This is a genomic window from Winogradskyella arenosi, assembly GCF_003337305.1.
Classification (GTDB): Bacteria; Bacteroidota; Bacteroidia; order Flavobacteriales; family Flavobacteriaceae; genus Winogradskyella; species Winogradskyella arenosi.
The window spans coordinates 100,440-124,009 of sequence record NZ_QPJO01000005.1; the positions used below are offsets into that span (position 1 = coordinate 100,440).

Annotated in this window: 19 protein-coding genes; 9 read left to right on the forward strand and 10 right to left on the reverse strand. The window is 35.7% G+C overall.

The genetic code is table 11. The annotated features are described in order from the left end of the window. Positions 1 to 56 precede the first annotated feature (56 nt). A complete protein-coding gene (locus DFQ08_RS13720) occupies positions 57 to 515 on the forward strand; it encodes a Na(+)-translocating NADH-quinone reductase subunit F (protein WP_114310610.1) in 459 nt (152 codons plus the stop codon). Between the two features lie 237 nt (positions 516 to 752). Here DFQ08_RS13720 and nqrF read toward each other — a convergent pair whose 3' ends face one another. The 6 genes from nqrF to DFQ08_RS13750 form a co-directional block, all read right to left on the reverse strand. Then, on the reverse strand, positions 753 to 2,060 hold the full coding sequence (gene nqrF / locus DFQ08_RS13725; protein WP_114310796.1) for an NADH:ubiquinone reductase (Na(+)-transporting) subunit F: 1,308 nt from the start codon (positions 2,058 to 2,060) through the stop codon (positions 753 to 755). Between the two features lie 4 nt (positions 2,061 to 2,064). Continuing rightward, positions 2,065 to 2,787 carry an NADH:ubiquinone reductase (Na(+)-transporting) subunit E gene (gene nqrE, locus DFQ08_RS13730; protein ID WP_114310611.1) on the reverse strand — a complete coding sequence of 241 codons (723 nt, stop codon included), beginning with the start codon at positions 2,785 to 2,787 and terminating at the stop codon, positions 2,065 to 2,067. 73 nt (positions 2,788 to 2,860) lie between these two features. Further along, positions 2,861 to 3,505, reverse strand: coding sequence for an NADH:ubiquinone reductase (Na(+)-transporting) subunit D (locus tag DFQ08_RS13735; RefSeq protein WP_114310612.1), 645 nt, complete (start codon positions 3,503 to 3,505; stop codon positions 2,861 to 2,863). A gap of 3 nt (positions 3,506 to 3,508) precedes the next feature. Beyond that, positions 3,509 to 4,258 carry a Na(+)-translocating NADH-quinone reductase subunit C gene (locus tag DFQ08_RS13740; RefSeq protein ID WP_114310613.1) on the reverse strand — a complete coding sequence of 250 codons (750 nt, stop codon included), beginning with the start codon at positions 4,256 to 4,258 and terminating at the stop codon, positions 3,509 to 3,511. 2 nt (positions 4,259 to 4,260) lie between these two features. After that, entirely contained in the window at positions 4,261 to 5,484 is a 1,224-nt protein-coding gene (locus tag DFQ08_RS13745) for an NADH:ubiquinone reductase (Na(+)-transporting) subunit B (RefSeq protein ID WP_114310614.1), read from the reverse strand. Beyond that, positions 5,484 to 6,836, reverse strand: coding sequence for a Na(+)-translocating NADH-quinone reductase subunit A (locus DFQ08_RS13750; RefSeq protein WP_114310615.1), 1,353 nt, complete (start codon positions 6,834 to 6,836; stop codon positions 5,484 to 5,486). Before DFQ08_RS13750 ends, DFQ08_RS13745 begins: the two co-directional genes overlap by 1 nt. A gap of 160 nt (positions 6,837 to 6,996) precedes the next feature. Between DFQ08_RS13750 and DFQ08_RS13755 the strand changes: the two genes are divergently transcribed. The 3 genes from DFQ08_RS13755 to pruA all read left to right on the forward strand — a co-directional run bounded on the left by DFQ08_RS13755 (position 6,997) and on the right by pruA (position 10,693). After that, positions 6,997 to 8,250: a type IX secretion system plug protein gene (locus tag DFQ08_RS13755; protein WP_114310616.1), complete on the forward strand. Its 1,254-nt coding sequence runs from the start codon at positions 6,997 to 6,999 to the stop codon at positions 8,248 to 8,250. A 171-nt stretch (positions 8,251 to 8,421) separates the two neighbouring features. Then, positions 8,422 to 8,808, forward strand: a complete 387-nt coding sequence (gene apaG, locus DFQ08_RS13760; protein ID WP_114310617.1) for a Co2+/Mg2+ efflux protein ApaG — start codon at positions 8,422 to 8,424, stop codon at positions 8,806 to 8,808. A gap of 259 nt (positions 8,809 to 9,067) precedes the next feature. Further along, positions 9,068 to 10,693 (forward strand): L-glutamate gamma-semialdehyde dehydrogenase, encoded by a 1,626-nt coding sequence (pruA, locus tag DFQ08_RS13765; RefSeq protein ID WP_114310618.1) that lies wholly within the window; start codon positions 9,068 to 9,070, stop codon positions 10,691 to 10,693. A gap of 175 nt (positions 10,694 to 10,868) precedes the next feature. Here pruA and rsmG read toward each other — a convergent pair whose 3' ends face one another. Then, positions 10,869 to 11,501 carry a 16S rRNA (guanine(527)-N(7))-methyltransferase RsmG gene (rsmG, locus tag DFQ08_RS13770; RefSeq protein WP_114310619.1) on the reverse strand — a complete coding sequence of 211 codons (633 nt, stop codon included), beginning with the start codon at positions 11,499 to 11,501 and terminating at the stop codon, positions 10,869 to 10,871. Between the two features lie 314 nt (positions 11,502 to 11,815). Here rsmG and DFQ08_RS13775 point away from each other — a divergent pair, with 314 nt between their 5' ends. Next, positions 11,816 to 12,916, forward strand: coding sequence for a fatty acid desaturase family protein (locus DFQ08_RS13775; protein ID WP_114310620.1), 1,101 nt, complete (start codon positions 11,816 to 11,818; stop codon positions 12,914 to 12,916). Positions 12,917 to 12,933: 17 nt separating this feature from the next. Further along, the gene (locus tag DFQ08_RS13780; RefSeq protein WP_114310621.1) at positions 12,934 to 14,118 is read left to right on the forward strand and encodes a pyridoxal phosphate-dependent aminotransferase; all 1,185 of its coding nucleotides are present in this window, start codon (positions 12,934 to 12,936) and stop codon (positions 14,116 to 14,118) included. A gap of 1,209 nt (positions 14,119 to 15,327) precedes the next feature. Here the strand turns inward: DFQ08_RS13780 and DFQ08_RS13790 are convergent. Further along, a complete protein-coding gene (locus DFQ08_RS13790) occupies positions 15,328 to 16,830 on the reverse strand; it encodes a TrkH family potassium uptake protein (RefSeq protein ID WP_114310623.1) in 1,503 nt (500 codons plus the stop codon). 6 nt (positions 16,831 to 16,836) lie between these two features. Next, positions 16,837 to 18,186 carry a Trk system potassium transporter TrkA gene (gene trkA, locus DFQ08_RS13795; protein ID WP_114310624.1) on the reverse strand — a complete coding sequence of 450 codons (1,350 nt, stop codon included), beginning with the start codon at positions 18,184 to 18,186 and terminating at the stop codon, positions 16,837 to 16,839. Between the two features lie 293 nt (positions 18,187 to 18,479). On the opposite strand from trkA, the gene ubiE reads away from it, so the two are divergent. Both ubiE and porT read left to right on the forward strand, forming a co-directional pair. Beyond that, on the forward strand, positions 18,480 to 19,211 hold the full coding sequence (ubiE, locus tag DFQ08_RS13800) for a bifunctional demethylmenaquinone methyltransferase/2-methoxy-6-polyprenyl-1,4-benzoquinol methylase UbiE (protein ID WP_114310625.1): 732 nt from the start codon (positions 18,480 to 18,482) through the stop codon (positions 19,209 to 19,211). A gap of 1 nt (position 19,212) precedes the next feature. Continuing rightward, positions 19,213 to 19,929, forward strand: coding sequence for a type IX secretion/gliding motility protein PorT/SprT (gene porT, locus DFQ08_RS13805; RefSeq protein ID WP_114310626.1), 717 nt, complete (start codon positions 19,213 to 19,215; stop codon positions 19,927 to 19,929). On the opposite strand, the gene DFQ08_RS13810 is transcribed toward porT, so the two are convergent. After that, entirely contained in the window at positions 19,916 to 20,659 is a 744-nt protein-coding gene (locus tag DFQ08_RS13810) for a TrmH family RNA methyltransferase (protein ID WP_114310627.1), read from the reverse strand. The genes porT and DFQ08_RS13810 overlap by 14 nt on opposite strands. 211 nt (positions 20,660 to 20,870) lie before the next feature. Here DFQ08_RS13810 and tamL point away from each other — a divergent pair, with 211 nt between their 5' ends. Beyond that, entirely contained in the window at positions 20,871 to 23,456 is a 2,586-nt protein-coding gene (gene tamL / locus DFQ08_RS13815; RefSeq protein ID WP_245935442.1) for a translocation and assembly module lipoprotein TamL, read from the forward strand. Positions 23,457 to 23,570 lie beyond the last annotated feature (114 nt).

A 23,570-nucleotide genomic window follows, 5' to 3' on the forward strand; every position in this document is an offset into this window, starting at 1 on the left:
ACAAAAATTGAATATCAACAATTTTTTGTAACTTTTTTGCTTTAAACCCTTTAGCTATGAAAAATTCTATCCGATTTGAAGCTGCCCTTCATAAATTATACATCGCATTTCACAACCAAGCACTGAACCCTGAAGATTACAAACAATGCGCGGTTGGCAACCTATTAGACGGTAAAACGAGTTGGCAATATATTACGGATGTTCATGGATCTACTTCCTTAAACTATATCGGTTTGGTGAACCAACATCTAGGAAAACGCTTCAACGGCTATAACCCTAAAGAACTACTCTATATTGAACGTGCATTTTTAAAAGGTTGTGGATATCACTTTAGTGCTAATCAACGCTTAAAACGGCCTAAAATCATTGATGATAACAGTCTATTTAATGGACTCACTGCGGTAGTCGCAGAACTTTGCAAGTTAGACGGTGTACCCAACGTCATGGATTGCGAAAAACGCTTTGATTTTAGCTATACAGCTTCAACAAAAGCAGAACAAGTAACCACAGTCTAGCGCTTCACTATGAAGCATCAATTGTAAAACCCGAAATATTATATAAACGGATGAATTGGCAACGGACAACCCTGTTTAAAAGTTACATCAACAATAGGACTATAACTTCCTAAAGCAGGTTTTAAAACGAAGTCTATGAATTTCAACACTAGACTTACTGAAGCGTTTAACCATCACTTTAGCCCATAAAAAAAGCCAACTCCGTAGAGTTGGCTTTTTTCTATATGAAGCTTTAGATTATCCTCCAAAGTCATCAAATCTAATATGTTCATCCGGAATCCCGAAATCTTCACCCATTTTCTGAACAGCTTGGTTCATCAATGGAGGTCCACAGAAGTATAATTCAATATCTTCTGGTGCTTCGTGTTTACTTAAATAATTATCAATTACACAATTATGAATAAAGCCTACGAAACCATCTCCTGGAGCATCAATATCTTCTTTTACTTTCCAGTTATCTTCTTCCATTGGTTCAGATAAGGCTAAGTAAAATTTAAAGTTAGGGAAATCTCTTTCTAATTCACGGAAGTGCTCTAAATAGAATAACTCACGCTTAGATCTACCACCATACCAATAGGTTACTTTTCTACCTGTTTTTAAGGTTTTGAATAAGTGATATAAGTGCGAACGCATCGGCGCCATACCTGCACCACCACCAACGTAAAGCATTTCGCTTTCAGACTCGTTGATAAAGAATTCACCGTAAGGTCCTGAAATAACAACTTTATCTCCTGGCTTTTGGTTAAAGATATATGATGACGCTACACCTGGATTTACATCCATCCAACCGTTTTTAGCACGATCCCAAGGCGGCGTTGCAATACGTACGTTTAACATAATCTCACGTCCTTCTGCAGGGTAGGAGGCCATTGAATAGGCACGCTCTACAGTTTCCGTGTTCTTCATCACTAATGGCCATAAGTTAAACTTATCCCATTCTGCTTGAAACTTATCTGGTGTTTCATGCTCTTCAGGGTGTGCCGTAATGTCAATATCTTTATAATTAACGGTACATTCTGGAATTTCAATTTGAATATATCCTCCAGCTTTATATCCCATATCTTCAGGGATTTCTACTACAAATTCCTTAATAAATGAGGCAACGTTATAATTTCTTACAACAGTAGCTTCCCATTTCTTAATTCCGAAAACTTCTTCAGGAATGGTAATTTCCATATCCTGCTTCACTTTTACCTGACAAGATAAACGTGCGCCTTCTTTTAATTCTTTTCTACTGAAGTGTGGCGTTTCTGTAGGAAGCGCTTCTCCTCCTCCAGATAAAACATGACATTCACACTGAATACAAGTTCCACCTCCACCACATGCCGATGGTAAGAATATTTTTTGATTCCCTAAGGTACTTAATAAAGACCCTCCTGAACCCACTTCAATTTCACGTTCACCATTAATTGTAATTTTTACAGGTCCTGATGGTGATAATTTTTGTTTTACAAATAGTAAAAGCCCTACTAATAACATTGTAATTATTAGAAAAGCAACTACGGTTGCTATAATTGTTCCTGTTGTACTTGCTGCTAATAAAATCATATTACTCAATTACTTTAATTGTGTTATCAGCTAATGCTTTTGTTTCCTCTAAGTTCTTTTCTGCTTTCACCGTCTCTGTAGTCACTTCTTCTTTAGCTTCGTCATCACCACCGGTTAACATACCACCAAAGCTCATAAAGCCAATAGCCATTAAACCTGTAATAATAAAGGTAATTCCTAGTCCACGTAATGCTGGTGGTACGTTAGAATATCTAATTTTCTCACGAATTGCAGCAATAGCTAAAATCGCTAAAAACCATCCAATTCCTGAACCTACCCCGTAAGTTGTTGCTAAACCTAAGGTTGCAATTTCACGAGACTGCATAAATAAAGATCCTCCTAAGATGGCACAGTTTACCGCAATTAACGGTAAGAATATACCAAGTGAGTTATATAATGATGGTGAAAATTTCTCCACAACAATCTCTACTAATTGTACCATTGTTGCAATGGTAGCAATAAACATGATGAAGGATAAGAAACTTAAATCGTAACTTGCATACTCTTCACCTAACCATGATAAGGCTCCAGGCTGTAGTAAATACTGATCTAACAACCAGTTTAAAGGTACTGTAATCGCAAGTACAAAGATTACTGCGGCACCTAAACCTACTGCAGTACTTACTTTTTTAGATACGGCTAGATAAGAACACATTCCTAAGAACGTCGCAAATACCATGTTATCTATAAAAATCGACTTGAAAAATAATTCTATATGTTCCATATATTTTGTTTTTAGTTGTTGCTAAGCGTTATTGAAAATTAATAATCTTCAATACACTTACCGTTAAACTAATTTAATCTTCTATTAACGCTTTGTTTCTACTACGTTGTATCCAGATGATGATACCCACAACGATTAAGGCCATTGGTGATAATAACATAAATCCGTTATTTTCATATCCTATAGCGTATAATCCTGTTTTTTCAATAGGGTCTCCTAAGACTTTAAAACCTAATAAAGTTCCAGATCCTAAAAGCTCTCTAAAGAAACCTACAATGATTAAGATAAGACCATAACCTGCGGCGTTACCAATACCATCTAAAAAGGATTGCCATGGTTTGTTAGCTAAAGCAAAGGCTTCAAAACGTCCCATGATAATACAGTTTGTAATAATTAATCCAACGAAAACGGAAAGCGTTTTACTTAGTTCATAGGCGAAGGCTTTTAAGACCTGATCTACAATAATTACTAAAGCTGCAACGACAACCAATTGAACAATAATTCTAATTTTTGAAGGAATGATATTTCTCATTAAAGAAATGACAACGTTTCCTATCCCTAAAACAGCCATTACAGACACTGCCATTACAATTGAGGCTTTTAACTCTGCCGTAATTGCTAAAGCTGAACATATCCCTAATACCTGAATGGTAATTGGGTTATTATCCGCTAATGGATCTGTGATTAACTTGGCATCTTTTTTTGATAAAAGTCCCATAAATTAATTGTTTTTTAAATTTTTAAAATAAGATTCGTAAAGCTTTAAATCACTTTTGATCATGGCTGCAACACCATTACCTGTAATTGTAGCTCCTGCAATTGCATCAACCTCATTATCTGTTTTATCTAAATTCTTTGGATCAGCATTTCCTTTAGCAACATCAATACCTGCAAAGTTTCCAGCGTCATTTAAAAGGTGCTCCCCAATAAAATCATCCATAAAGAAACGTTGCTTAATATTAGCTCCTAAACCAGGAGTTTCACCAGCATGATCAAAAAACGCTCCTTGAACTACCATATTCTCATCCATTGAGATATATGCCCAAATTGCATCCCATAACCCTTTACCTCTAATAGGGGCAATATAGAAGGTCTGACCATCTTTTTCTCCAATAAATAATGGCAATTTACGAGGTTGACCGGCCTTTTCGTTGGCTTGTTGCTTTTTAACATCAATTAAATAAGCTTCGTCATTCTCACTAATTTTTCCATTTTCTATTACCAATTGCTTCTGAATATACTTTTCAAAAAGCTCTGGAGCTACATCTGTAGAAACGAAGTTAGCACTGCTCTCGTCGTTTTCATTTACACCCATAGCATATAGAATATTCTGTTGCTTTTCTATACGTTGGTTTTCTGTAATCGTCGGTTTTAACGAAGATGCTGTAAACGCTAATAATGACCCTACAATTAATACCATGGCTACGGCAAAAATAATAGTGTACGAATTTTTATCTGTTCTGTTTTCCATCGTTATGCAGTTTTTGCTTTTAGACGTTTCATTCTTTTCTTAACATTCCCTTGTACCACATAGTGATCAATAGTTGGTGCAAACACATTCATTAATAGAATGGCTAACATTACTCCTTCTGGGTACGCTGGGTTGAATACACGAATCATAATAGAAAGGAATCCTACTAAGAATCCATAGATCCATTTTCCTTTATTCGTTTGAGAAGCTGTTACAGGATCTGTAGCCATAAATACTGTACCGAAAGCAAAACCTCCAATAAGTAAATGATGCCAAAATTCTGTACTCATTAAACCGTAAAACTTACTTCCTTCAGTAATGACACCAGCATCTACAAAACCATTAAAGATAAGTCCCATAACTAATGCACCTACTACAGATGAAAGCATAATTCTCCAACTTCCAATTTTTGCAAAAATTAAGAAGAGGGCTCCTAATAAGATTAAAAGTGTTGATGTTTCTCCTACTGAACCAGGAATAATTCCGTAGAACATATCCCAAATAGAATACGCCACTTCTTTTCCTTGTGCTAGGGATCCTAAAATAGTTTCTCCTGAAATAGCATCGATATTCTGACCTGCAGCAATCATTTGATCACGTTCTACAGCACCATGTATCCATACTTTATCACCAGACATCCATGTTGGGTAAGCAAAGAATAAAAAGGCTCTAATGGTTAAAGCTGGATTTAAAATATTCATTCCAGTTCCACCAAATACTTCTTTCCCAATAACAACACCAAAGATAACAGCAACTGCCAACATCCATAATGGAATATCTACAGGTACAATTAAAGGCACTAACATTCCTGTTACTAAGTACCCTTCTTCCACTTCGTGTCCTTTGATAATTGCGAAAATAAATTCAACCGCTAAACCAACACCGTAAGACACAATGACTAGTGGTAACACTTTCCAAAGTCCAACAGTAAGGTTATCTAAAGTCCAAAAAGATGCTCCTAAAAATCCATCAGCAGAATCAATAAGACCTTGTGCTAAATAATGTTGATATCCGGCGTTAAACATTCCAAAAATTAAACATGGCACTAAAGCCATGATTACGGTATTCATGGTACGTTTTAAATCGTCGGCAGCCTTAATATGAGTTCCATTGTGAGTGGTCTCATTTGGCATATATAAAAACGTAAAAAGGGCGTTAAATCCAGGAAGCCACTTCTTGTCTTTATTCTTCTCCTTAAAATTATGTAAATTATTTTTTAAACCCATTATCCTATTTCTTTAAGCATTAAGTCTAAACCTTCTCTAATTATTTTTTGATGTGGTTGCTTAGACACACAAACAAATTCTGTTAAAGCAAAATCCTCAGGGGCAACTTCGTACATTCCTAAAGCTTCCATTTCATCTAAATCTTTATACATACAAGCTTTTAGAATCTGCATTGGGTAGATATCTAAAGGAAATACCTCTTCGTAAGTACCTGTAGTTACAAATGCACGATGCTCACCGTTTGTGTTTGTATTTAAGTCGAATTTCTTCTTAGGATTTAACCAAGAAAACGTTAAGGCTCTAGAAGTTGATACTTTATTGAAGATAGGTTTATTCCAACCGAAAAATTCGTAATCATCACCTTCTGGAATTACCGTAAGAACATTACTATAATAGTCTAAATGCTCATCAGCCTGCACTTGCTTCCCTGATAATACATTTCCAGAAATGAAACGGGCATTACTGTCTCTTTCAACGCCTTTATCGTAAACCATAGTTGCTATTTCTGCTCCTAATAAGGTTTTAAAATAACGTGGTTTTTGCACTGAAGATCCTGCTAAAGCAATGATACGCTCTGCATTGAATTTTCCAGTAAGAAGTAACTCACCAATAATCACTAAATCTTGAGCATTAACAGTCCATACTGTTTCCCCTTTATTAATAGGATCAACCTTATTAATAAGTGTTCCCACATTCCCTGAAGGGTGCGGTCCAGAAACCTTATGAGTTGTTGCATGTTCCAAATTAGCTAGTGGCGAGTTGGACTTATCTCCTACTGAAATATGCACACTTCCTGTTGTCAATTTAGACAAGGCCGTAACCGCGGCTTGCAACTCAGCTTCTTTACCCGCTAAGGTAAAGTCTAAATCAGCTGCCAACGGCGCACTTGCATAACCGGATATAAAGATTGCTTTTGGCGTAACATCCGCCGCGGCAATTACATCGTAAGGACGTTGCTTTATAAAAGCCCAACATCCTGAAGCAAGTAAATGTGCTTTGATTTTTTCAGCATCGGAATTTAAGTCAAACACCCCATGATCTAGGTAGGTTTGTTCCTTATCTGCAGTTATTTTAATAGCGTCGATTCGACGTCTTGGTCCACGCAGCACTTCCGTAATTTCACCAGAAACTGGAGAAACAAACTTCATGTTCTCGTTATCCTTGTTGTAAAATAAAGTCTCACCTGCTTTAACACGTGTGCCCTCTTTAGCAACAAGTTTTGGAATAATACTGTGGAAATCTTCGGGTCTAATAGCGTAAGAATTACTAATAATAGCATTTTCTATAGTCTTCTCGGCTTCACCGATTAACTTTATATCTAAACCCTTTTTAATTTTGATGTCTTTTGACATATACTTAAAGATTAGTTATCTAAAAATCCGTGCAAATCTACAAATTAATGCGTAAAAACTCTCTAAAAACAGCGATCTTTTTTATTTGTAATGATTATAAATAACCGAATTGTTCTAGGGCATAGATTTTGATTATCTTTATGCGCTAAGACGTCATAACATGAAAAAACACTCTTCTTTTCTGCTCTTTTTTCTAATCACTCCACTCCTTGCCATAGCGCAGGTTGCTACAGAGCTAAATCCGCCAGATTTTATAAAAACCATCACCTTTAAAAGCAACACCACCCAAGGCCAACTCCCTATTTTAAAACTCGGAGAACCCTTAGTGCTTGAATTTGATGCCTTAACTGCAAATGAAGAAGATTTCTATTACGTTATTGAACATTTTAACTTTGATTGGACGCCCTCTAATCTTGTAAAATCGGAATACCTCAGCGGCTTAGACCAGCAACGTATTTTGGATTATGAAAATTCTTTTAATACCTATCAGATTTATTCGCACTACAATTTAGAAATTCCAAACACCCAAACCCGTGGTTTTCTTAAAAGTGGCAATTACATGATTTCGATTTATGATGATTATGACGAGTTAATGTTCAGCAGAAAATTTATGATTTATGAAGATCTTACCAATGTTGGCGTACAAGTAAAACGTTCTAGAGATGTCACCACTATTGCAGAAAAGCAATCTATAGACATGGTGATTACCACTAATGGAATGAATTTAAACAATCCTTTAGAAACCATTAGGACCTTAGTAATTCAGAATAACAACCTGAACACCGCCATTTCAGATTTAAAACCACAATACACCTTAGGAAACGAATTAATCTACCGCTACAAAACCGAATCTGCTTTTTGGGCCGGAAACGAGTATAACTTCTTTGAAAATAAAGACGTCAGGGCTGCAAACATTGGTGTGCAACGCATAGAACTAAAAGACCTTTATCACAATTACCTCTACCCCAACATTACTCGGAAAAATGTCCCTTATACCTACAACCCAGATATCAATGGTAATTTTTTAATTACCGCTTTAGATGCTACTGATGTTAGTATAGAGGCCGATTATGTCATGGTTCATTTTACGCTATTACACCCTAAATTAGAAGGTAAATCCATTTATATCTATGGTAATTTTAATGGGTTTACTCTAGAGCCTTTAACCCAAATGATTTACAATAAAGAAAGCCAACGCTATGAAAACATCATGTTACTGAAGCAAGGGTTTTACAACTATAAATATGTTAGTGTAGACCGCAAAACAGGTGTTTTAGAAGAAGGTGCTATCAGCGGTAATTTTTGGCAGACTGAAAACAACTACAAAGTCTTGGTTTATTACAAAGATCTCGGAGCGCGTTACGACCGCCTTATTGGCTTTGGCGAAGCCTCTTCAGTAGACATTAGCAACTAAAGCCTGATCATATCCATTATTAAAATGCTATTTATTGGAATGGTATTTGCTACCTTTCTAATAATAACCCTATGTAAATTAGGTATTTGTTAAAAAACAAGCTGCTATATTATAATTATACAGACGCAAAGAAAATTTATCTTATTTTAGCATAGAGCAATACGAGAACTCATGGTACAGCAAGTAACAAGCGGGATAAAGATCTCAGTAGAAACTAATTTTGAAGGTACGTTTTATAAAAACTATAAAGTACACTTCGCCTTTGGCTATAGAATTACGATTGAAAACCAAAGTAAAGACGAGGTGCAATTAAATTCTAGATACTGGAGAATCCTTGACGCTCTAAATCATGAAGAAACTATTGAAGGTGAAGGGGTCATTGGAAGAAAACCTATGTTAAAGCCAGGCGAATCGCACACCTACAATTCAGGTTGTCTTCTAAGCTCTCCTTTCGGCGCCATGCAAGGCTACTACTCCATGGCCAACCACAGCAAAAACTCGCATTTTAAAGTCTACATTCCACCTTTTAAACTGAGTGCACCTTTTGCGCTCAATTAAATTTATGGCTCTTTTTTTTTAATGTATTATCTCAAGACACTAACTACACCTAAAAGACTTTACATAAAAGCTTTACATCTTATGAACTTGCTTTCACGGAGTCCGTTTCTATCGTGTTAAATTCTTAGATCTAATCTTCACAGAACTATAACATTTCAAAAAAATATTCTCTTATAAAAATTGTACATTTGTTGTTGATATTTTCAAAATAAAACACAAATAGATTTTCACTTTTGTGGAAACATAAAACAAATTTAATATGGGAAAAGGATTCTTTAATGTACCTGTAGCAGTTAATGAGCCTGTTATGTCTTATGCACCGGGTTCTCCAGAACGCGAAGCAGTTTTAGAAGCTTATAAATCAATGTTTAACTCTAAGGTAGAAGTCCCTTTATACATCAATGGTAAGGATATTAAGACGGGCAACACCAGAACAATGTCTCCACCACATGACCACCAACATAGCGTTGGGGAATACCATGTTGCTGAAAAATCACATGTAGAAGAAGCTATTGCTACGGCTTTAGAAGCAAGAAAATCTTGGGCTTTAATGCCATGGGAACAACGTGCTGGTATTTTCTTAAAAGCTGCAGAATTAATTGCTGGTCCTTACAGGGCCAAAATTAATGCAGCCACCATGATTGCGCAGTCTAAAAATATTTATCAAGCTGAAATTGATGCGGCTTGTGAGCTTATTGATTTTTTACGTTTCAACGTTCAGTTTATGTCTGATATTTACATGGAGCAACCAGAAAGCACAAGTGCCGCATGGAACCGTGTAGAATACAGACCTCTTGAAGGGTTTACCTATGCCGTAACGCCATTTAACTTTACAGCTATTGCCGGAAACTTACCAGCATGTATGGCTTTAATGGGTAATGTTGTTGTATGGAAACCAAGTGATAGCCAAGTATATTCAGCTAAAGTTATTATGGACATCTTTAAAGAAGCTGGTGTACCAGATGGTGTCATTAATGTTGTTTTCGGTGATCCGGAAATGATTACAGATACCGTATTAGCAAGTCCTGATTTCTCTGGATTACATTTTACCGGTTCTACGCATGTTTTTAAAGCCCTTTGGAAACAAATTGGAAACAATATTGACACTTACAAAACCTACCCTAGAATTGTAGGTGAAACTGGAGGTAAAGATTTTATTGTAGCACATAAAACAGCAGACGCTAAACAAGTGGCTACAGCTATTTCTCGTGGTGCTTTTGAATTCCAAGGACAAAAATGTAGTGCAGCCTCTAGAGCTTATATCCCTGCAGGATTATGGCCAGAAGTTAAAGACTACTTATTAGCAGACATGGCTTCATTTAAAATGGGATCTCCTGAAGATATGAGCAACTTTATTACTGCTGTTATTCATGAAGGTTCTTTTGATAAATTAGCGAAGTATATTGACGCGGCTAAAGCGGATAGTGATGCTGAAATTATAGCTGGTGGTAACTATGATAAATCTAAAGGTTACTTTATAGAGCCTACTGTAATCCTTACAACCAATCCAAAATACACCACAATGTCTACAGAGTTGTTTGGACCTGTCATTACAATTTATGTTTACGAAGACGAGACCTATTCTGAAACTCTAAAATTAGTTGACGAAACAAGTGAGTATGCCTTAACAGGTGCCATCTTATCTAGAGACCGTTACGCTATTGAAGAAGCAACAACAGCACTTCAGAATGCTGCGGGTAACTTCTATATCAATGACAAGCCAACTGGTGCCGTTGTAGGACAACAACCTTTTGGTGGTGCAAGAGCCTCTGGTACTAACGATAAAGCCGGAAGTCCACAAAACTTATTACGTTGGGTTTCTCCACGATTAATTAAAGAAACCTTTGTAACTCCTGTAGATTACAGATATCCTTTTTTAGGATAATAACAGCAACGTGTTAAAACTAAAAAACCTTAAAAGTCTGAGACTTTTAAGGTTTTTTTTATGCGTTTAGTTGGGTTAAACCAATAAGCACATCGCTTATAAATATTTAAATCTCTATGCTACTTATCTAATCTGCGACAAAAGAGAAACCAAAATAAATAAGCGCTTTATAGGTTTAAGCGCCTTTATATTTTAAAGGTAAATGAATGACTTTTTTAGTTTCAAAAAATGGCTCTTCAAAATAATCAGAAAGCAAAAAGGCCTTTACCGTTTTATATTGTTGTAACTCCTCAGTTAGATCGCCCCCTTTTAAATAAAGAATACCGTTCTTAAGATCATTTTTCTGATCCTTAGCCACTTTTCCTTTGACCCAGGTTGTAAATTCTGGCATCGTTGTCACTGCCCTACTCACTATAAAATCGAAAGTTTCATCTATCGCTTCTACTCGACTATGCGTCGTTCTTATATTAGTAAGTTCTAAAGCCTCTACTACTGCATTAATAACTTTTAGTTTCTTATTAATACTATCTACTAAATGAAATTCACATTCAGGAAATAGAATTGCTAAAGGCACGCCTGGAAATCCACCACCGGTCCCCACATCTAAAATTGAAGTACCAGGGACAAAGTTAATAACCTTTGCAATCCCTAATGAATGTAAGACATGTCTTAAGTACAATTCATCAATATCCTTTCGGGATATCACATTAATTTTACTGTTCCAATCCTTATATAAAGCCTCTAAAGCTTTAAATTTCTCAATTTGAGTTTCGGTTAAATCGGGGAAGTATTTAAGAATAAGTTCCATAGCTGATGTTTCTGCAAAAATAGTTTTTTAAAGTTTTCTAGAGAGAACTAATCTTAATTATTCCTAATGCTTCTTACCAAATGTAATAAGCTTTCAGTTGCCAATAGTCCTTAAATAAGCGCTTTAAACCAAAGCTTAAAAACTACAAATAGCCCTAAAAACGAAGTCTTTAAGCCCTTAATATTCGCAAGGTTATATTAGTTTTATTGATAATTTTACGTTAATCCATTACAATTGCTTTTTATTTAATGCCTATCTTTGCTTTTGTATAATGTATTTAAACCCCTTACGTTATTACATAAAATAAAGCATACATGAAACAACAAACCTTATCCTTCTCAAGAACGGACTCTGCTAAGTTCTTTAGAACCCTCAACAAACGCGTTAACAATTATTTTAAAGAAAACGATATAAAACGAACTGGTAACTGGCAACTTTGGGTCAAAACCATTGTTATGTTCACCTTGTTCTTAACACCTTATTTTCTATTATTAACCTTAAACATTCCAACTTGGGCACAATTCCTATTAACCATTGTGATGGGAGTTGGTATGGCTGGTGTTGGTATGAACGTGATGCATGATGGTAATCACGGTGCCTTCTCTAATAAAGAATGGATTAACAGAATCATGGGCAGTAGCATTTACATTTTAGCTGGAAATGTTTATAATTGGAAAGTACAACACAACGTCTTACACCATACGTACACAAATATCCACGGACATGATGAAGACTTAGAAGCGGGACGTATATTACGTTTTTCAGAACATACAGAATGGAGAAAACACCATAAATTTCAGCATTACTATTCTATTTTACTTTACGGACTTTTAACCATAAACTGGGCGATTACCACAGATTTCCAACAAATGAAACGATATATGAAGCGTAAATTAGCGTACGGAAAATTCCCTAATCCTGTAGTGAATTGGAGTAAATTAGTCATTTCAAAAATCATTTACATCTCTATGTGGATCATCTTACCAATGGCATTGACGGATATTGCATGGTATAAAGTTTTAATTGGATTTTTACTTATGCATTATGTTGCAGGCTTAATTTTAAGTGTGGTATTTCAATTGGCTCACGTTATGGATGAAGCCGAAATGCCTTTACCAGAAAAAGACGGGACCATGAAAAACACTTGGGCCATTCACCAACTGAACACCACGGTGAATTTTGGAGCCAGAAGTAAAATTATCAATTGGTACACCGGCGGTTTAAACCACCAAGTAGAGCATCACATATTTCCACATATTAGCCATATCCATTATGGTAAAATAGCTGAAATTGTAAAATCTACAGCTAAAGAATTTAACTTACCTTATAAAGAGTACGACACAACACGAAAAGCAATCGCTGCGCATTTTAGATTTCTAAAAGAAATGGGAATGCAGCCAGCAATGCAAGCATAATTCTATATTTATAACTTATGAACCAACTATCGGATAGAATTAATAATCTATCAACCTCAGCAACATTAGCCATGGCTGCCAAAGCCAGAGAACTTCGCGCAGAAGGAAAAGACATTATCGGATTAAGTTTGGGAGAACCCGATTTTAACACTCCAGATTTTATTAAAGATGCGGCCATTGAAGCCATCAACCAAAACTACAACAGCTACACACCAGTAGATGGTTATGTAGATTTGAAAGAAGCCATTATTAATAAATTTAAACGCGATAATAATCTTAGCTATACCTTACCACAAATTGTGGTTTCAACAGGTGCAAAACAGTCTTTAGCAAATATTGCTTCTGTTATGCTTAATGCTGGAGACGAAGTTATTTTACCTTGTCCTTACTGGGTAAGTTATAGTGACATCGTTAAGTTAAGTGATGGGGTTCCGGTAGAAGTACAGACGTCTATAGATAACGACTTTAAAATGACAGCCGAACAATTAGAAGCTGCCATTACACCAAAAACCAAAATGATTTGGTACAGTTCTCCTTGTAACCCAAGTGGATCGGTATACAGTAAAGAAGAACTAAGAGCCTTAGCTGATGTCTTAAAAAAGCATCCTAATATCTATGTGGTTTCTGATGAAATATATGAACACATTAACTTTAAAGGTGGTCATTTTAGTATGGCTGAATTTGATGATATGTACGACAGAACCATTACAGTAAATGGGGTTTCTAAAGCCTTTGCGATGACGGGATGGAGAATTGGATATGTTGGTGCTCCAGACTGGATTGCTAGAGCTTGTAACAAAATTCAAGGTCAAGTAACAAGTGGTGCTAACTGTATTGCACAACGTGCCGTTATTAAAGCTTTAGAAGCAGATCCTTCTAGCATTAAATATATGGTTGATGAGTTTAAAGAAAGACGTCAACTGATCTTAAAACTCTTAGGAGAGATTGAAGGGTTTAAAACCAACGAACCTGAAGGTGCTTTTTACGTTTTCCCTAATATCTCATCTTATTTTGGAAAAACGATTAAAGGCAAGACCATTAACAACGCTACGGATTTCTCATTATTTATTTTAGAAGAAGCTTTAGTTGCCACTGTAACAGGAGAAGCTTTTGGAAACAAAGATTGTATAAGAATCTCTTACGCGGCCTCTCAAGACGAAATTATTGAAGCCATTAAGCGTATTAAAACGGCTTTAAGCTAAATAAACCCGTTTTTATAAACTCCATAATAAAAAAAGCTGTAACAACATTTGTTACAGCTTTTTCTTTGTGATTCGTTTTAGGTCTAATTCTCTAAAAGACCTCAGCCCTAAAAACAATTTTAAAACAAAATTAATATAGCAACGCTCACAAAGACGGCTACTTTTAATACTAGTGATGCCATGAGGCTTTCTTTACTAATTTGGATGGATTTAGCACGTTGTCTTATCATAAACAAAGACTTTCTTCGTGCTTTTTTAAAACTGTATTTTACAACACGTTTGTAATTGGAATTTAATAATCCTCGTTTTGTAAAATGAGACAGCTTTCTACGCTTCGAGCGCTTTCTTAAATCCTTTGATAGAGCTATTTTCATTGTTGAGGGGTTTTATTATTTTGTAGAATGTACAAAAAAACCACCAACATTCCTAATTTAACAGATTAATTATTAGGTATTTAAAATTATTTCGGATTATTTTAAAGAATATCACAATCCTCTATCCCTATATTTTTAAGTCCTATTCAAGCTTTTAGATGTGCTGAACTCTTTTGAATTAAGTTTGAATAGCGTTTAATCAACAAGCTTTTATTCGCTTATAACTGTGCGTACATATAAAGCAGACCTACTAACATTAGAACACAAAGTAATAGGGTTAGTGTTACCACCTTCAACATTCTTATTTGCCTTTCTTCCTTCAACCGCCGTCTGATACTATGTAATTGTTTTGTGCTCGCTTTAGGCCACGTATATTCCACCTTTAATGGCCGTTTATAACCGCTTAAGGTATTTTTTAATCGGTCGCGCTTTGTTAATAATTTTCTATTATTATTTATTACGGTGTTCATGGCACTTGCAGACATAGCTTAAAAGATTTAAAAGGGTTATTTAGGATTTAAACCAAGGACGCTATAAAACGATAAAGGGGCTTAAACCTAAAAGCACTAAGAAAAGTAAGACTGACGTTTGAAGGAAAACACCTTCAGACTGCATCACTAAAGAATAAGCCTGTGATATAAATAATCAGAACCCAAGTAAAAGTATTAGTGCTACAAATAGGACGTAGAACTTATAAGAATGTTACAAGCGTGTGTCGGGTAGTTTGTAGAACACCCTCAGGTTATCGCTAAAAAAAACAAGCAATAACCTCCATAAAACAAAGATATTACAAGGCCATTTACCCAAAGTAATGATTAGGCCTACAGCTTAGTGCTTAACGATTTCTCCAAAAGAAAGGCGTTAGTAAGATCAGTACGGTAAAGAGTTCTAAACGACCAATGAGCATTAAGAACGAAGCCCACCATTTTCCTAAAGGCGGTAATGCCCCATAGTTATTAACAGGTCCAAAATCCCCTAAAGCAGGTCCTACATTACCCAAACTTGATGCTGAAAGTCCTATGGCCGATGTAAAATCCATTTGAAACATCGAAAACACGGCCGCACCAATAATAAATGACAGCATATAAAGAATAAAAAAGCCTAAGACATTAAATACAATATCTTTAGATACCGATTTCCCATTATAACGTACCGGAATAATCGCATTAGGATGTAAGGCCCGTTTAAATTCTAAGAAACTGTTTTTAATTAATATCAATTGACGCATTACTTTTACACCCCCTGAGGTACTTCCTGCAGAACCTCCTAAAAACATCATTCCGAAGAAGAAAACGGTTAAAAATGGCGTCCACAAGGTATAATCAGCACTCACAAATCCTGTGGTAGTAACTACTGTTAATACCTGAAATAAGGCATGTCTTAAAGCACTTTCAGCTTCCCCTAAAACCATAGGGTGATCTATTGAAGATATAGACACATCAGCTCTAAAGTAAATTAAAACAGCAGCCACTGCCGTGAAAATTAATATAAACTGAGAGTACAATTTAAACTCTTCATCTTTTAATATTTTAACCACTTTACCTTTAAATAGATAATAACTTAAGACAAAATTGGTCCCAGCTAAAAACATAAAGAATATAATAATATACTGAATAGCCGGATTATCATTCCAATAGGCTACACTCGCATTTTTTGTTGAAAAGCCCCCCGTAGACAAGGTACTCAAGGCATGATTAATAGCATCAAAGAAAGACATCCCTGCAATTTGAAGCAAAATTGTTTCAGCAACGGTATAACCTACATAAATGAGCCATAAGCGCTTAGCAGTATCGGTAATCCTGGGGTGTAACTTATCGGCACTAGGGCCAGGAGCTTCAGCCGTGAACAACTGCATCCCTCCTACTCCTAACAATGGTAAGATGGCAATGGCTAATACAATAATCCCCATACCGCCAATCCAATGCGTCATACTTCGCCAAAACAAAACCCCTTCAGGAATAATTTCAATATTGTCTAAAATACTAGCCCCTGTGGTCGTATAACCCGACATGGTTTCAAAAAAAGCATTTGTAAAAGAAGGAATTGCACCGGTCGCGATATAAGGCAGTGTTCCCGTTAGGGACATCACAATCCAACCAAAGGCCACAACGATATACCCTTCCCGCTTATTCATTTCTTTACGGTGGTCTTTCGTTCTATACATGGCAATAGCACCAATAAGCAAGGTCACAATACCGGCTAAAAACAACTCTATAGTTACTCCATCATTATAGATGAGACTGATTAAAGTTGCCGTAAGCATAAATCCACCGTTGAATAACAAAAGCAGACCGAAAAAATGAAATATTATTTTATAATTGAGTTTTATTCTTGACATCGTATTTTAAGAGAAAAACCGTTCAACTTCAGAAATAGAACGTGGTAAACAACAAACTACCACACGGTCTCCAGCTTGAATGGTAAAGCTTCCTAACGGAATAGACCCTTTACCATCTCTAATAACACCACCAATAATAGCAGATTTTGGAAACTTAACATTTTTTATCAGCTTATTGGTTATTTTAGATTTTGGCTTTACTACAAATTCTAAAAGTTCAGCATTCATATTGGTAAGTTTGGTCATTGCCACCACTTCACCTTTTCGTATATATCTAAAGATATTATTGGCCGCTAATAACTTTTTATTAATCAAAGTATCAATCCCAATAGACTGAGACAATTGATAGTAATCCATATTTTCTACCAAGGCAATAGTTTTCTTAACGCCTTTAGACTTGGCTAAAAGGCAAGACATAATATTGGTTTCAGAATTTCCGGTTACCGCAATAAAAGCATCCATATCAGAGATATTTTCTTCATCTAAGATATCCACATTTCTACCATCACCACAGATCACTAAAGCATTCGGAATTTCTTCTGCCAACTCTTCAGCTTTTCCTCGTCTACTCTCTACCAATTTCACATTAAACTTACTAGAACATAAATCGTGTGCCGTTTTATATCCTATTTGGCTTCCTCCAAGAATCATTACATTCTTTATTGAGACCTTAACTTTACCGGATAACTTAAATAATTCATCATCTCCACCTTTAGAGGTCACAAAGACCACTTTATCTCCTTCTTTAAATATGGTATCGCCTCGCGGAATAATAGTGTATTGGGTCCCTAAACGTTGAATGGCAATAGGTATAAAATTTAGCTCTGGGTAGATTTCTGCCGCCTCCTTAACCGATTTATCAACAAAGGTCGCGGTCCGTGATAAACGCAGACCTAACATGGTTAACTCGCCACCTTCAAACTCATAGGTGTCATTAAACCCGTATTGATTTAATAACAATTCTATTTCTGATGCCGCTAAAGATTCAGGTGATATTAACTCATCAATTCCAAACTTAGAAAACCCTACGGTATCTTTATTTTCAATAAACTCTGTGTTAGAAATTCTAGCTATGGTACGCTTAGCGCCTAATTGCTTCGCTAATACACAGGCCGTAATATTTGTAGTTTCAGAAGAGGTTACCGCAATAAAAAGTGCAGCAGTATCTATACGCGCCTCTTTTAAAATTGAAATTGAAGTAGAATCGCCCTTTATGGTTCTAATATCTAGGTGTTCACCGGCATAAGATAAACTATCTTTCTTTGTATCAATTAACGTAATTTCTTGTGACTCGTATGATAAAAGTTTAGCTAAATGAAACCCTACCTCACCGGCCCCTGCGATAATAATCTTCATTGTATTTGTTTGGAGTAAGCATGCAAATATACTTATAACTTATAAGTTAACGCCTTCCTGTAAGACATTATACCCACCTGCTACATTATGTTGCAAGTTAAAAAGTTCTTTATACTATGAAAATAATACAGCTTTTAATTCACTAAAAGAGCATAAAAACTACAGAGACCTAATTCGAATTTCTCTTTAAAAACAGAATTTCACAGAGCTTAAAAAGTGATTTTTTTTGCACTTTAAATGTAGGCAACGTTAAGTTCTTGACACTTCTTTTAGTATATTTGCTAAAAATTTTTATGGCTGAAAAAGTAAATCCCTATAAGGACAGTGACCAATCTAAAAAGGTCCAAGTCACTAAAATGTTTGATACCATTTCTAAAGAATACGATGGTTTAAACCGTGTTATTTCTTTTGGTATTGATATTAAATGGCGAAATAAAGTTGTAGACTTAGTTGCCAAAACAAAACCTAAAAACATTTTAGACATTGCTACCGGAACTGGAGATTTAGCCATTAGCCTTACCGCTACGAATGCTGAAGAAATCATTGGTTTAGACATTAGTGATGGGATGTTAGAAGTTGGAAGGAAAAAAATTACCGCTAAAAACTTAGACCCGATCATTTCTATGGTTATTGGAGACTCTGAAGATTTACCTTTTGAGGACAATACCTTTGATGCTATTACCGTTGCTTTTGGGGTTAGAAATTTTGAACACTTAGAAAAAGGCTTAGCTGAAATTCTTAGAGTACTGAAACCAAATGGTATTTTTGTGATTCTTGAAACATCAGTCCCTACGAATCCTATTTATAAAGCGGGTTATAATTTCCACACCAAATTAATTATGCCAACCATCGGAAAATTATTTTCTAAGGATAAAGTGGCTTATAATTATTTAAGTGAATCGGCATCTGTTTTTCCTTATGGTGAAGCTTTAAACAATATTTTACGAAAAATTGGGTTTATAAATGTTGTAGACCTACCACAAACTATGGGAGTGGCTACTATTTATACCGCATCTAAAGCATAATATGAAGCAAACTCTTGTCCTTTTAGCATTTTTATTCGCGTTTCAAAATTCTTCAGCGCAACTGTTCACTAAAGAGAAAGTGGCAAATCCGGTTGATAACATCGATCAAAAGCGCTTAACCTGGGGGTATTTTATTGGATTTAACCAATACGATTTCAACTTTGATTATCAGGAAGATTTAAAGGACATTTTGGTAGATGAAGCTGTAGGCTTTCATTTAGGACTTATTGGCGATATGCGTATTAACGATTACATGAACCTAAGGTTAGAACCCGGCGTTTTCTTTACCACAAGAAACTTAATGTACGACGAGAGTCTTTTTCCAAACGACGATTATAATGATTCCGATTTATTAAGAGAAGTGAAATCAACTTATGTCCACATTCCACTACTTTTAAAAATCTCTACAAAACGTATTAATAACTTTAAGCCATTTATTATTGGTGGTTTTTCTACCGCACTAAATTTATCGAGTAATCAAGACAACCCTGATGATAATAGTTCGGGAGAGTTTAGAATGAAAAAAAACAGCTATTTCTATGAGGTCGGTTTTGGAATAGACCTCTATTTGCAATACTTTAAATTCACGCCTTCAATACGTGGTATTTTCTCCATGAATGACGAGTTAGTTCGTGATGCTGACCCTAATAGCCCTTGGACAGGGAATGTGGCTAAAATGCAAACACGTGGGGTGTTTATTAATTTTACTTTTCAATAGTACGCCTACGAAATTCACTTAGAAGAATGGCCGTGGCATTAGCAACATTTAAACTTTCTGTAGCTTTTACGATTCCGAATTGAGGAATGGTCACTTTCCGATCCACTTGACTTTCTATCGCCTCTGAAATTCCATTACCTTCATTCCCTAAAACAATAATACCACGCTCAGGCAAACTGCTGCTGTAAATATTTTCGCCTTCTAAAAATGTACCAAAAACCTCAATAGAATGTGTCTTAAGATAACTTTCTAAATCTACATACTGCACATTAACCCGTGTTAAGGATCCCATCGTGGCTTGTACCACTTTACTATTGTAGCAATCTACCGTATTAAGACTACAGATTAGACTTTTTACACCGTACCAATCGCACAACCTAATAATTGTTCCTAAATTCCCAGGATCTCTAACATCATCTAAGGCCACAACCAATCCTGGATCTAAGTCTTGTTTAGGCTCCGGAATTTTAAAAACCGCTAAGGCCGTATTAGGATTTTTAAGAGCCGTTATTTTTTTTAAATCCGCATCAGAAATCAGAGACAGCAATTCTTCAGGCGCCTCAAAAATAGGTTTCGTGGTATATAAATTAACCAAGCTGTAATCGGAATTTAAGAATTCTGAAATACCTTTTACCCCTTCAACAATAAACAAACCCAGTTGCTGTCTGTTTTTCTTCTGACTTAAACTTTTTACAACCTTTATTTGATTCTTTGATAATACCGAACTCATTGTTCCACTGATCTAATTAATGTATCTGTAAAAGGCCTACGCAACGTCTAAAAATAGTTTCAGTTTAGCTTAGCAGAACCCCTACAAATACAAAGTAAACCTTTTTTAACGAAACAGCCTTTGCAAATTAACAGGACTATGAGGCATCTAATTAAGAAATGATGTTATTTTTGTTTCTTTAAGACTATTAAAAAACAACGCCAGTTTAAATTTGCATAAGTTCCCTTTTATATCACCATCTCAGTACAAATACGTGTCTCGCCATGTGTTGCTATGCTTATGCGTTTTAACCATCAGTTCTTGTAATATTGTAAAGCGTGTAAAAACAGGCGAGCATCTTATTACCCATAATACCATTTTAGAAGACAGTGTTGTGGTTAGCAATGAACGCATTAACAATATCATTGCACAAAAGACTAATTCTGGAATGCGTAAGTTTTTAGGATTCCCCTTAAAACTTCATATTTATAATTTAGCAAGACCTAATATAGACTCTATTTTAGAAGCACAGATTTTGAGTGACTCTACTAAAGTAAAACGTAGAATTGCTTTACTCTCTGAAAAACAGTTTGACAAGTTCCTTAAATCCAGACGAGATTTTAACGCTTGGCTAAAACGTACAGGAGAAGCTCCGGTGCTATATGATGAAGCAAAAACCATAAAAACGGCTAAAAACCTTCGTAAGTACTATTACACCAAGGGTTGGTTTAACAACGATGTTACTTTTGAAGTTAATAAGGACAGTAACAAATTAGCTCAGGTGATTTATAAGGTAAATAAAAAACAACCTTATATGCTAGACTCGCTTAGACCAGTGATTAGTAGTCCGGCGATAGACTCCATGTATCCGAAATTTATTGCGAGAACCTTATTAAAAAAAGGTGAGCAATTTGATGAGCAAAATTACGAAAGCGAACGCAGCAGAATTAACACCTACCTCCGTAATGCCGGCTTTTATTATTTTGGGCAAGATTATATTCGGTTTGAAATGGACACCATAAACACCAATCATAAAGTCCACACCGATCTTATCATTGGCAACCGCATTATCCGTGGGGACGATTCTACCGTTACCCGGCCTTTTAAGGTTTACAAAATTAAAGAAGTGAATCTCTATACCGATGATAATTTTAATAACCGCTTTAGTGCCATAACAGATTCTACCACTTATAAAGATATTAACCTATATAGTAAAGACGAATTAAAGTTTAGACCAAAAGCCTTAACGGATGCTGTTTTTATTAATAAAGGCGAAATTTATAGCGATTTAGCTCGAAGCCGCACCGCAAGATACCTCAACGATTTACAAATGTTTAGGTACCCTAATATAGATTTTGTTGAAAACGAAGAAGACTCCACATTAACAGCGAATATCTTTTTAGAACCGAAGAAAAAGTACGCTTTAAGTTTCGATTCAGACATCAATCAAAGTAATATTCAATCTATAGGATTTTCATTCAGTTCAGGATTAAAAATCCGAAATGTTTTTAGAGGGGCCGAAACCTTAGAAATCACCGGAATTGCAGCCATTGGCGCATCAAAAAGTAGAAGTTCTACGTCCACTTCCTTTTTCGACATTAATGAGTTTGGGGGCAATATTAGGCTTACCATCCCTAGATTGTTTAGTCCGTTTAATACTGAAAAAATTATTCCAAAATACATGTCGCCGAGTACAGCTATTAACCTATCGGCCACCAGTCAACAAAATATTGGTCTAGACAAACAATCTATTTCCGGAATTTTCAGTTACAATTGGTTTCCTTCAAACACGGTGACCAACACCCTAGAAATTTTTAACATCAACTTTGTTAAAAACTTAAACACAGATAATTATTTTGGGGTGTATTCCAATTCCTTTGCGCGCCTAAATGCCATTGCTCGCGGTATTGGTTATATTGATACTGAAGGGACTCTTTCTGATAGTTCGCTATCCAATCCGTATGCCCCAGCAGATACTTTTATTTCTGAAGTGTTATCTGAAAATACGAGTTTAACGTCTAGTGACGACGATTATGTGCTGGTCAACAACATTCAAGAGCGAAAAGAACGTTTAACAGAAAACAACCTTATTTTCTCTACCAGTTTTGACTATACAAAAGACAAGCGAAAGAATATTTTTGATAATGATTTTTCCGTGTTTAAATGGCGTGTAGAATTAGCCGGAAACCTTATGTCTAACATTTCTAACATTGCAGGCTTGTCTAAAAATAGCGATGACAATTATGAGATTTTCGGAGTCGCTTTTTCACAATATATTAAAACCGAAATCGATTATATTAAGTATGTCGATTTAGGGCGAAAAAACGTATTTGCATTTCGTAGTTATGCGGGGATTGCTATTCCTTATGGCAACTCTAACAGTATTCCTTTTGCTGAAAGTTTCTTTGCTGGTGGCCCTAATGACAACCGTGCATGGACCGCCTATAACTTAGGACCAGGGAGTTCTAAAACCACCAATGAGTTTAACGAAGCCAATTTTAAACTACACTTTAGTGCAGAACAACGCTTTAGTCTGTTTGGGGCGTTTCAAGGTGCCGTATTCGTAGATGCCGGAAATATCTGGAATGTTTTAGACAACGTCACAGAAGATGCAGCAACCCTATCTAACCTGAGCTCTTTAAAAGATATTGCTATTGGATCTGGAATGGGTATCCGTTACGATTTCGATTTCTTTGTACTGCGTTTTGATGTTGGTTTTAAAACACACGATCCCGCTCAAGATTTTGGGAACCGTTGGTTTAGAGATTATAACTTTAGAAACGCCGTTTATAACATTGGTATTAATTACCCATTCTAAATACATTCTACAAATTTAGTGTGTCACTGGTTTCGCTATGGAAAACCAGAAAAACATCAAGAACACCTCTGATGCTAAAGGACTTAGACTATTTATTCTGAACATTATAATCCC

What these genes read in the sequence shown, in the direction of transcription:
- DFQ08_RS13775 (WP_114310620.1), top strand. Translation starts at nt 11,816, where the DNA reads ATGAAACAACAAACCTTATCCTTCTCAAGAACGGACTCTGCTAAGTTC.
- DFQ08_RS13745 (WP_114310614.1), bottom strand. Translation starts at nt 5,484, where the DNA reads ATGGGTTTAAAAAATAATTTACATAATTTTAAGGAGAAGAATAAAGAC.
- DFQ08_RS13755 (WP_114310616.1), top strand. Translation starts at nt 6,997, where the DNA reads ATGAAAAAACACTCTTCTTTTCTGCTCTTTTTTCTAATCACTCCACTC.
- nqrE (WP_114310611.1), bottom strand. Translation starts at nt 2,787, where the DNA reads ATGGAACATATAGAATTATTTTTCAAGTCGATTTTTATAGATAACATG.
- porT (WP_114310626.1), top strand. Translation starts at nt 19,213, where the DNA reads ATGAAGCAAACTCTTGTCCTTTTAGCATTTTTATTCGCGTTTCAAAAT.
- DFQ08_RS13750 (WP_114310615.1), bottom strand. Translation starts at nt 6,836, where the DNA reads ATGTCAAAAGACATCAAAATTAAAAAGGGTTTAGATATAAAGTTAATC.
- pruA (WP_114310618.1), top strand. Translation starts at nt 9,068, where the DNA reads ATGGGAAAAGGATTCTTTAATGTACCTGTAGCAGTTAATGAGCCTGTT.
- rsmG (WP_114310619.1), bottom strand. Translation starts at nt 11,501, where the DNA reads ATGGAACTTATTCTTAAATACTTCCCCGATTTAACCGAAACTCAAATT.
- apaG (WP_114310617.1), top strand. Translation starts at nt 8,422, where the DNA reads ATGGTACAGCAAGTAACAAGCGGGATAAAGATCTCAGTAGAAACTAAT.
- DFQ08_RS13790 (WP_114310623.1), bottom strand. Translation starts at nt 16,830, where the DNA reads ATGTCAAGAATAAAACTCAATTATAAAATAATATTTCATTTTTTCGGT.
- DFQ08_RS13740 (WP_114310613.1), bottom strand. Translation starts at nt 4,258, where the DNA reads ATGGAAAACAGAACAGATAAAAATTCGTACACTATTATTTTTGCCGTA.
- trkA (WP_114310624.1), bottom strand. Translation starts at nt 18,186, where the DNA reads ATGAAGATTATTATCGCAGGGGCCGGTGAGGTAGGGTTTCATTTAGCT.
- DFQ08_RS13810 (WP_114310627.1), bottom strand. Translation starts at nt 20,659, where the DNA reads ATGAGTTCGGTATTATCAAAGAATCAAATAAAGGTTGTAAAAAGTTTA.
- DFQ08_RS13720 (WP_114310610.1), top strand. Translation starts at nt 57, where the DNA reads ATGAAAAATTCTATCCGATTTGAAGCTGCCCTTCATAAATTATACATC.
- DFQ08_RS13780 (WP_114310621.1), top strand. Translation starts at nt 12,934, where the DNA reads ATGAACCAACTATCGGATAGAATTAATAATCTATCAACCTCAGCAACA.
- DFQ08_RS13735 (WP_114310612.1), bottom strand. Translation starts at nt 3,505, where the DNA reads ATGGGACTTTTATCAAAAAAAGATGCCAAGTTAATCACAGATCCATTA.
- ubiE (WP_114310625.1), top strand. Translation starts at nt 18,480, where the DNA reads ATGGCTGAAAAAGTAAATCCCTATAAGGACAGTGACCAATCTAAAAAG.